Origin of the sequence: Sulfuritalea sp., from assembly GCF_031426875.1 — a bacterium.
Taxonomy (GTDB): domain Bacteria; phylum Pseudomonadota; class Gammaproteobacteria; order Burkholderiales; family Rhodocyclaceae; genus Sulfuritalea.
Genome location: NZ_JASJPC010000039.1, coordinates 65,223 through 73,788, shown reverse-complemented (window position 1 = coordinate 73,788; position 8,566 = coordinate 65,223). Strand labels below are relative to the sequence as shown.

Annotated in this window: 11 protein-coding genes; all 11 read right to left on the bottom strand. The window is 56.7% G+C overall.

What is annotated here, in order from left to right; all coding sequences use genetic code 11:
• Window positions 1-14 precede the first annotated feature (14 nt).
• Window positions 15-503, bottom strand: a complete 489-nt coding sequence (locus tag RMO95_RS17015; protein ID WP_310451843.1) for an FkbM family methyltransferase — start codon at window positions 501-503, stop codon at window positions 15-17.
• Between the two features lie 210 nt (window positions 504-713).
• Window positions 714-1,637 carry an NAD(P)-dependent oxidoreductase gene (locus RMO95_RS17010; RefSeq protein ID WP_310451842.1) on the bottom strand — a complete coding sequence of 308 codons (924 nt, stop codon included), beginning with the start codon at window positions 1,635-1,637 and terminating at the stop codon, window positions 714-716.
• Window positions 1,630-2,178 carry a dTDP-4-dehydrorhamnose 3,5-epimerase gene (gene rfbC, locus RMO95_RS17005; RefSeq protein WP_310451841.1) on the bottom strand — a complete coding sequence of 183 codons (549 nt, stop codon included), beginning with the start codon at window positions 2,176-2,178 and terminating at the stop codon, window positions 1,630-1,632. Before rfbC ends, RMO95_RS17010 begins: the two co-directional genes overlap by 8 nt.
• Window positions 2,178-3,539, bottom strand: coding sequence for a lipopolysaccharide biosynthesis protein RfbH (rfbH, locus tag RMO95_RS17000; RefSeq protein ID WP_310451840.1), 1,362 nt, complete (start codon window positions 3,537-3,539; stop codon window positions 2,178-2,180). Before rfbH ends, rfbC begins: the two co-directional genes overlap by 1 nt.
• A gap of 158 nt (window positions 3,540-3,697) precedes the next feature.
• Entirely contained in the window at window positions 3,698-4,192 is a 495-nt protein-coding gene (locus RMO95_RS16995) for a hypothetical protein (RefSeq protein ID WP_310451839.1), read from the bottom strand.
• Complete coding sequence (locus RMO95_RS16990; RefSeq protein ID WP_310451838.1) at window positions 4,189-4,488, bottom strand: nucleotidyltransferase domain-containing protein; 300 nt, start codon at window positions 4,486-4,488, stop codon at window positions 4,189-4,191. Before RMO95_RS16990 ends, RMO95_RS16995 begins: the two co-directional genes overlap by 4 nt.
• A 25-nt stretch (window positions 4,489-4,513) precedes the next feature.
• Window positions 4,514-5,590, bottom strand: a complete 1,077-nt coding sequence (gene rfbG / locus RMO95_RS16985) for a CDP-glucose 4,6-dehydratase (protein ID WP_310451837.1) — start codon at window positions 5,588-5,590, stop codon at window positions 4,514-4,516.
• Window positions 5,587-6,363 (bottom strand): glucose-1-phosphate cytidylyltransferase, encoded by a 777-nt coding sequence (gene rfbF / locus RMO95_RS16980; protein ID WP_310451836.1) that lies wholly within the window; start codon window positions 6,361-6,363, stop codon window positions 5,587-5,589. Before rfbF ends, rfbG begins: the two co-directional genes overlap by 4 nt.
• Before the next feature lie 90 nt (window positions 6,364-6,453).
• On the bottom strand, window positions 6,454-7,812 hold the full coding sequence (locus RMO95_RS16975) for a nucleotide sugar dehydrogenase (RefSeq protein WP_310451835.1): 1,359 nt from the start codon (window positions 7,810-7,812) through the stop codon (window positions 6,454-6,456).
• Window positions 7,813-7,855: 43 nt separating this feature from the next.
• A complete protein-coding gene (locus tag RMO95_RS16970; RefSeq protein WP_310451834.1) occupies window positions 7,856-8,266 on the bottom strand; it encodes a nucleotidyltransferase substrate binding protein in 411 nt (136 codons plus the stop codon).
• Window positions 8,257-8,553, bottom strand: coding sequence for a nucleotidyltransferase domain-containing protein (locus RMO95_RS16965; RefSeq protein WP_310451833.1), 297 nt, complete (start codon window positions 8,551-8,553; stop codon window positions 8,257-8,259). Before RMO95_RS16965 ends, RMO95_RS16970 begins: the two co-directional genes overlap by 10 nt.
• Between the last annotated feature and the right edge of the window lie 13 nt (window positions 8,554-8,566).

The window sequence follows — 8,566 nt, the reverse complement described above, 5'->3', positions numbered from 1 at the left end:
TTGCTGGATGCAGGCTACCCTGTGGTGATGTCATGTATTACGGAAGCCTCAATAGTAACGATTGCATCGTCGATTGGAGCGCCAATCCCAAGCTCGAACTGAATGTATCTGCATGCGTTAAGAAACTCGCCAAAACCTACCAATGCGAAATAATCGTACTCTTCGATATCTGTTTTCAGAAAATCAACTTGAGTAACATGCTTACTTGACAGGTAGTGATCAAGCCTAACCATCTCGATATCGCTACCAAGCTTCATGGAAGAGTTTTTAACACCAGTTGTGCTTCTCAGCACAGATTCCGAGTCTTCAAAGTATTCAGTAAATCCATTCCTTTCTCCTACCGCCACATTCTCAGCATGCACGTTTTCATTAAACCTGAGCAGCTTTCTTTTCAGTTTTGCATAGAATTTCGGGTTGATTTCGAATAAATAATATTCGATTCCATTTCCCCCGGATATTTCGATGTAATCCGTGTCATATCGCGCACCGACGTCCACTACCACTTTGCACTGCTTATTTATCGCGCTGAAAAAGTTCAATTCACCCTGCAACATTCTGGGTGCGCGATACAACCCAAGCATTCGAGCCTGGTTGCAACAAAATTTGTAAACTGGCTTAGCAAATCGCAGCAAATGCGGGCTTCGCTTAACACAAGCTTTGATTGAGCTAATCAACTTCATTTGGCGTATATGTCGTAAACAATATTCGGTGAATTATTTGAATACATGCGACTCAGGGCATGTTTGCTGAATGCCCTTCGCGAAGGCCACTCTTGGTTGCCATCCGGGTAACGGTGTGTAACTAGTCCATGGAGTCATGACTTCGCGCGGTCGGTAAGGACGCCCCCCCCAATCAATTGGAAGCTTGAGGCCGGTGGCTTGTTCGAATGCCGCCTCCAGATCGAACAGGCGCAACGGCATGCCGGATGAGACGCCATATCGCATGTGTCCTTCGCTTTGCTGTAAAAGCTGCCCCACGCTGATGATGAAGGCATCCACGACATCGTCGATGTGGACGAGATCGATCATCTGCTCTCCCGGCGACATGGCGAGAGGTTCTTGGCTCAACGCAGTTTTCCAGAGGAGCGAGATCAATTTTGGCCGTGGGTCGTTCGGACCGTAGGTGTCGAATAAAGCAAGGGTGATCACGTTCAAACCGTGGGCATCGATGTAATAGGCGAGGATGTCTTCGAAGGCCTGCTTGGTGGCAGCATAGAGATTGACCGGGTTGTATTCCGCGTTCTCGTGGTGCTGCCAGGACGTGCTGGTATTGATTAGAAGTTTGACCTGATTCACCGCCATAGCTTCAGCGAGTTGCGTGGAGAACAGCAAGTTACTAGAAATCAGCGTCTCCACGTCTTCTGGTCTGTGCTGCGCAAGAAACGACGATGCGAGATGAAAGACCACTTCTGGCTGCGCGTCGCCGACAATGCGGATCATTCCATTGGTCGTTCCATCATGTTCATGCGATGTGATTGACGGGAGCACGGCATCGATGGCATCCAATATCGACTTCGGCCGCACGACAATGTGCACATCCCAGCCTTCAATCACGAGACGTTTTGTCAGGTTCGAGCCAACATAGCCCGTAGCACCTGTAATCAATGCTCGGCGCAAGGCTTGCTTCGGTTTATCCATAGGTAAAGGGACTCTTGAATTCCGACAACGGGATGAAGCCACGATCGCGAATCGACAGAACCGGCACACGGATCGGCCAGGCAATATCGATCGAGTTCCAAAGAATGCCGGTGTCGTGCTCCGGTGAATAAATTGTAGAGACTTTGTAAACCAGGGTTGCCGACTCACTCGTCGCACAGAACCCGTGGGCAAGACCTTTAGGGATATAGAGGTAATTCCCCATATCGGCACTCAAGCTTATAGTCGCCGCCTTGCCGTAACTGGGCGACCCCAGGCGCAAATCGACAACGACATCGAATACTTCGCCCTGCACACAGTAGACGATTTTTACGTGATCGGTCGGCGGCGTTTGGAAGTGCATGCCGCGAATAACTCCTTGCCCAGACACGGAGTAGTACTCCTCCGCAAAATCCACTTCAAGGCCATGTTCGGCAAAGGCATTCCGGTGGAAAATCTTCACAAATCGGCCGCGCGGGTCATCGATAACGCGAGGCTGAATTTCATAACAGCCCGGTATTTCAGTGGAACGTACATCAAACATCAGAAATTCACGCCAAGAATGTTTTCGATCTTCTCGGCGGCAAAGCCCAGCATTTCCTCGGTCAGGCCCGGATACACGCCAATCCAGAAGGTATTGTTCATGATCGTATCGGTATTGGTCAGCGTGCCGCTGATGCGGAAGTTGCGCCCGATCATGTAGGGCTGGCGCGTCAGGTTGCCGGCAAAGAGCAGGCGCGTGCCGACTTTGTTCTGGTCTAGGTAATTGATCAGATCGGCGCGGCTGACGGGTGCGTTGTCACGCAGCGTGATCGGAAAGCCGAACCAGGACGGAACCGAATTTTCTGTGGCCTCGGGCAGGATCAGGAATTCCTCGCAGGACTTGAGGCGATTCTTGAGCCAGGCGAAGTTGTCCTTGCGCGCCTGAACGAAGTGATCGAGCCGATCCATTTGCGCCAGGGCGCAGGCAGCTTGCATGTCGCCGATCTTGAGGTTGTAGCCGAGGTGGCTATAGGTGTATTTGTGGTCGTAGCCCTGTGGCAGTTCGCCCAGCTTCCAGCCGAAACGTTTACCGCAGGTGTTGTCCTTGCCGGGGGGGCAGTAGCAGTCGCGGCCCCAGTCGCGGAATGATTCGGCAATGCGCTTGAGTTCGTCGTTGTTGGTGAATACCGCGCCGCCTTCGCCCATGGTGATGTGGTGCGCCGGGTAGAAACTGAGGGTGCCGATGTCGCCGAAAGTGCCGACTTTTCTGGAGGCCGCCCCCCCTCCCCGGCCCTCCCCCGCGAGGGGGGAGGGAGAAGAATAGGTGGAACCCAGGGCATCGCAGCAGTCTTCGATCAGCCAGAGCTTGTGCTTCTTCGCGATGCGGGTGACTTCAGCCAGGTTGTAGGGGTTGCCCAGGGTGTGGGCCAGCATGATGGCCTTGGTCTTGGGGCTGATGGCGGCTTCGAGTTGGGTGACGTCGATGTTGTAGGTGGGGATGTCGACATCGACGAATACCGGCACGGCACCGAATTGCAGGATGGGGTTCACCGTGGTCGGGAAGCCGGCGGCGACACCGATCACTTCGTCGCCGGGCTTGATCGCGCGATCGCCAAGCTTATGGCTGGTGAGCGTTGAAAACGCGACCAGATTGGCCGAGGACCCGGAATTGACGGTGATCAGGTGCTTGACGCCCAGATACCCGGCCAGCCGCTGTTCGAAGGCATCGTTGAAGCGGCCGGTGGTCAGCCAGCCGTCGAGCGAGGCCTCGACCATGTTCTTGAGTTCCGGGGCGCCGATGACCTTGCCGGAAGGCGGCACCACACTCTGGCCGGGAATGAAGGGTTTGGGTGCCATGGCGATCGCGGCGTATTCATCGACGAGGGCGGCGATTTGCTTGCGGAGGATTTCTTGCTGGTTCATGGATCGAGGCGGTTTGTCTGGTTAATAAGTTGGCGCTGGCGATACGGTGATCTGAAGCTTGTATGCAGAAAGATTTCAATCCTATTTAGCAATGACCGCGTTGGCAGCGAAGTCAACCATGTTCTTGGCGAGATTTCCTGATAACCAGAATCATGCGCCTAGGTCGCCGAGAGCAGGCCACGCGTCATGGCTTCTGTTTTGATCCCAGCCACAACGCGAAACAGCAATTCCGTGGCTGACTTCGCCGTAATCAATGCTTCATGAAAAAGCTGGGGCTCGGTCATGTATTCGTGCACCGGCAGGTTGCGAAGTTTTCGTGCACCAATAAATTCCTCCGCATCGGCTACCCATCCCATGCGCTCGGAATACGCCATGACATCGAGTAGCGACTTGGGTTGCTCGCCAAGAAGCCTTGCAAACGCCGGCAGCAGTTTCTCGCCGATATGATCCTGGAGGCGTCCGAAACGGCCAACAAACGCATCGATTTTTTCCGCCAGATCTTCTCGCGCTACCAGCGCTTCGACCCAGGCAATATCAATGGGCTCGGCATACAGAGTGCGGTAGGTATATTGCAGATGACCGGCTTCCCGTTCTGCAAGCTCGAGTGCGACACGTGCAGGGTCGGCTTGCTCGGCCAGGTAGGGCAAGTTCATAGCAACACTCCACTCTTGCGCGCTGCATGGAATATGGGGGCTTCAGCGGTTTGCGCATCCTTGAGCAGGACGTCGATCTTGCGGTTGCCGAGCCGTACGGCAAGCGCCCCCTCGATCCGGCACAGTGCGTTTGTCCGGCTGGGAACAACGCTGTCCGTTTCGATCAGAAGGTCAATATCACCGCCGCGCTTGGCGTCATCAACGCGGGATCCAAAAAGCCATACACGGCTTCCCTCCCCGATAACACTCGTTACGGCGGTTTTGATCGACTGGCGCTGAGCCTCAGTTAGACGCATGCTGACGCCTTGGGTGTTCGCCGCTTCATGGATGAATGTGGGATTGGTAGTCGGCAATCTGTCGCAACGAAGCCATTTGCATATTATCGCCGCTTAGCACCTGCTTGTGCCAATGGATGATGCTTTGGAGCGTGGTCTGCAGGTTCCAGCGCGGATGCCAGCCTAACTTGGCGCGGGCTTTGGAACAATCAAGCTTCAGGTAATGGGCTTCGTGAGGCTGGGGATCGGTGTCCAGTTCCCAGGATGCGCCTTCGCCCCATGACTGCGTAAGACGTTCGACTATCCATTGCACCGGCTTGGCGTCTTCATCGGCCGGGCCGAAGTTCCAGCCTTCGGCGTAGGCAGGGCCGTCGGAAAACAGTTTCTCGGCAAGCTTGAGGTAGCCGCTCAAGGGTTCCAGCACATGCTGCCAGGGGCGGATGGCATGCGGGCTGCGGATATGGACAGGGCGCCCGGCTTCGATGGCGCGCAGGATGTCGGGGATCAGGCGATCAGCAGCCCAGTCGCCGCCGCCGATGACGTTGCCGGCGCGGCCGCTGCCGATGGCGACACCGTGCTCGCGGTGCTTTGCCGGATTGAAGTAGGAATTGCGGTAGGCGGCGGTGACCAGTTCGGCGCAGCCCTTGCTGTTGCTGTACGGGTCGTAGCCGCCCATGGGTTCATTTTCACGGTAGCCCCAGGGCCATTCCTTGTTCTCGTAGCATTTGTCGCTGGTGACGATGACCACGGCACGCACCGTGTCGGTCTGGCGCACGGCTTCGAGCAGATGCACGGTGCCCATGACATTGGTGGCGTAGGTTTCCACCGGCGCTTCATACGAATAGCGCACCAGCGGCTGGGCGGCCATGTGGATGACGATCTCCGGCCTGGCTTCGCGCATGGCCCTGGCGAGGGCTTCGGCTTCGCGGATGTCGGCGATGATCGAGCGCATGCCCTCCCCGACATTGGCCACCTCGAACAAGCTCGGATTGGTAGGCGGGTTGAGCGCATAGCCGGTGACGTCGGCGCCAAGCTGTTGCAGCCATATGGAAAGCCAGCTGCCCTTGAAGCCGGTGTGGCCGGTGAGGAAGACGCGCTTGCCGCGCCAGAAGCCGAGGGTCATGCCCAGACCTTCCACGGCGCCTTGCCGGTGGCCCAGAGTTCTTCCAGGTGAAGTTTGTCGCGCAGGGTATCCATCGGCTGCCAGAAGCCTTCATGGGGGTAGGCTTTGAGCTGGCCGGACTCCGCAAGTTTTTCGAGGGGATCGCGCTCCCAGATGGTTTGGTCATCCTTGATGAGATCGATGACCTTGGGCGAGAGTACAAAGAAGCCGCCGTTGATCAGGCCGCCATCGCCTTTCGGCTTTTCCTTGAAGGAAGCCACGCGCTGGTCCGGATGGATGTCGAGCGCGCCAAACCGGCCCGGCGGATAGGTGGCGGTCAACGTGGCTTGCAGGCCGTGGGCGCGATGGAATTCGATGAGTTGGGTGATGTTCACGTCGCTGACGCCATCGCCATAGGTGAAACAGAATGCCTCGTCGTCATGCAGGTAGGGGGCAACCCGCTTCAGGCGGCCGCCGGTCATCGTGTCTTCCCCGGTATCCACCAGCGTGACCCGCCAGGGTTCGGCGTAGTGGTGATGGACTTCCATCTTGTTCTGCTGCATATCGAAGGTGACGTCGGACATGTGCAGGAAGTAGTTCGCAAAGTATTCCTTGATCACGTAACCCTTGTAGCCGCAGCACACGACGAAATCATTGATCCCGTAGTGGGAGTAGGTTTTCATGATGTGCCAAAGAATCGGCATGCCACCGATTTCAACCATGGGCTTGGGCTTGACGTTGGTTTCCTCGGAGATTCGGGTTCCGAGACCACCGGCGAGGAGGACAGCTTTCATTTTGCTTGGCTCTTTAATAGTTGGCGCTTGCCGGCCCCCGAAGGGGTGTCCCCGGCAGACAGGGTCCGGGACGGCGCAGCATGGAGGAAGTCACAGTCGTCCATCCGCATCACCTTTTTCGAGTAGCGACTTGACGTCATACAGCACATGCTCTGCCTTGCCGTAGGCATGAATCCCGGCGGCGCCCAATTGCAGAAATTCCGGATGCGCCACGGCGAGGATGATGGCGTCGTAGGTGTTGGCTTGGGGTTTGTCTTTGAGCGGCGTGACGCGGTATTCGTGCTCGGCTTCGGCGACGTCGATCCACGGGTCGTAGATGTCGACTTTGGCGTGGTAGCTGGTGAGTTCCCGAACGACGTCGATCACCTTGGTGTTGCGCAGGTCGGGGCAGCCTTCCTTGAAGGTGAGGCCGAGGACGAGGATTCTGGAGTCCACGACCTGCATCTTGCGCCGCGTCATGAGTTTGACGACTTCGTCGGCCACATAGCCGGCCATGCTGTCGTTGATTCTGCGTCCGGCAAGGATGACTTCGGGGTGGTAGCCAATCTCCTGCGCCTTGTGCGTCAGGTAGTAGGGGTCGACACCGATGCAGTGGCCGCCGACCAGGCCGGGGCGAAATGGCAGGAAGTTCCATTTGCTGCCGGCGGCTTCGAGGACTTCCAAGGTGTCGATGCCGAGGCGGTGGAAGATCAATGAGAGTTCGTTCATCAGGGCGATGTTGAGGTCGCGCTGGGTGTTTTCGATGACCTTGGCGGCTTCGGCGACCTTGATGGAACTGGCCTTGTGGGTGCCGGCGGTGATGATGCTGCGGTAGAGGGTATCGACGAATTCGGCGATTTCCGGGGTGGAGCCGGAGGTGACTTTTTTGATGGTGGGCAGGCGGTGTTGTTTGTCGCCGGGGTTGATGCGTTCGGGGCTGTAGCCGCAGTGGAAGATGTTTTGTTCTATTTCCTTCCCCATCTCCTGGCCCGTCTCCTGCCCCATCCCCTCCCCGGCCCTCCCCTTGAAGGGGAGGGAGAAGTAGCTTAGGCCGGAGTGTTTTTCCAGGATGGGGACGCAGACTTCTTCGGTGGCGCCGGGGTAGACGGTGGATTCGTAGATGACGATGGCGCCTTGGGGCATGACCTTGCCGACGGTTTCGGAAGCCTTGATCAGGGGGGTGAGGTCGGGGCGCTGGGCGTTGTCGACGGGTGTGGGCACGGTGACGATGAAGACATTGCAGCTGCGCAGTTGTTCAGGGTCGGCGGTGAAGCTGAGCTGGCTGGCTGCGGCGAGTTCATCGGGTTCGACTTCGCGGGTGCTGTCGCGGCCGGCCTTGAGTTCGTCGATGCGGCCTTGCTTGATGTCGAAGCCGGTGACCGGGTATTTTTTGCCGAATTCAACGGCCAGCGGCAGGCCGACGTAGCCCAGGCCGATGATGGCGATTTTCGGGGTGGCGGGGAGTGTCATGGGTGGCGGAGTGGAAAGTTGGCGTTGGCGGGACGGTGCTTGTTCATTTACCGCCCAAGCTCTTTTTTACCCGCTGCAACAGTTTGGCGTATTCGGGCAGCCGGGCCAGGATGGTCATGAACTCTGTCGGATCGTAGATGTGGCTTAATTTGTTGCGATCGTCGATGGCGGCAATCAAAGCCAGGTAGTCATCCTCCGAGAGATGTCCGGACAGGTACCAGGCTTTGACAACTTTTTTTGGGGAGGCTTCGTCGATGCCTTCCTGTTCCTTGAGGGCGAGCTTGATGGCTTTCCAGCAAAGTTCCAGGGTGTATTCGAACTTTTGCGCTTTGCCGTTTTCCAGTCCGTCAATGAGGCGTTTATCCAGTTGGGTGGCCAGGACCACCATATCTACCTCGGTCAGGTAGGAAAAACTTTCCAGCGCTTCGGTGAAAGCCTTATGTCTTACATCCATTGCCTTGCCTCCGATTTGACGATTTCACCAAACTTGCCCCGAAGCCTGGGCGTGGTGACGATGTCGACCTTGAACGGAACAAACGATTCGTCGAGTTCATCCTGTATCCCGGTGATGAGCGCATTGGGAAGGTCGGCATCGATCCACAGGTCGTAGTCCGAATTCCAGCGTGCGGTATTCCTGGCTCGGGAGCCAAACAGATATACCGCTACGTCCGCTTGCAGATATTTACGCAAGGTTTGGCGGATAAAGGCTTCGGAGGTGGCTTTCAGTTCGGCTTGGTTCATGGGGTTTTATGCA

Bases quoted from the DNA above. Each gene is read 5' to 3' on its own strand.
- RMO95_RS17010 (WP_310451842.1), bottom strand. From the start codon at position 1,637: ATGGATAAACCGAAGCAAGCCTTGCGCCGAGCATTGATTACAGGTGCT.
- rfbC (WP_310451841.1), bottom strand. From the start codon at position 2,178: ATGTTTGATGTACGTTCCACTGAAATACCGGGCTGTTATGAAATTCAG.
- rfbH (WP_310451840.1), bottom strand. From the start codon at position 3,539: ATGAACCAGCAAGAAATCCTCCGCAAGCAAATCGCCGCCCTCGTCGAT.
- RMO95_RS16995 (WP_310451839.1), bottom strand. From the start codon at position 4,192: ATGAACTTGCCCTACCTGGCCGAGCAAGCCGACCCTGCACGTGTCGCA.
- RMO95_RS16990 (WP_310451838.1), bottom strand. From the start codon at position 4,488: ATGCGTCTAACTGAGGCTCAGCGCCAGTCGATCAAAACCGCCGTAACG.
- rfbG (WP_310451837.1), bottom strand. From the start codon at position 5,590: ATGACCCTCGGCTTCTGGCGCGGCAAGCGCGTCTTCCTCACCGGCCAC.
- rfbF (WP_310451836.1), bottom strand. From the start codon at position 6,363: ATGAAAGCTGTCCTCCTCGCCGGTGGTCTCGGAACCCGAATCTCCGAG.
- RMO95_RS16975 (WP_310451835.1), bottom strand. From the start codon at position 7,812: ATGACACTCCCCGCCACCCCGAAAATCGCCATCATCGGCCTGGGCTAC.
- RMO95_RS16970 (WP_310451834.1), bottom strand. From the start codon at position 8,266: ATGGATGTAAGACATAAGGCTTTCACCGAAGCGCTGGAAAGTTTTTCC.
- RMO95_RS16965 (WP_310451833.1), bottom strand. From the start codon at position 8,553: ATGAACCAAGCCGAACTGAAAGCCACCTCCGAAGCCTTTATCCGCCAA.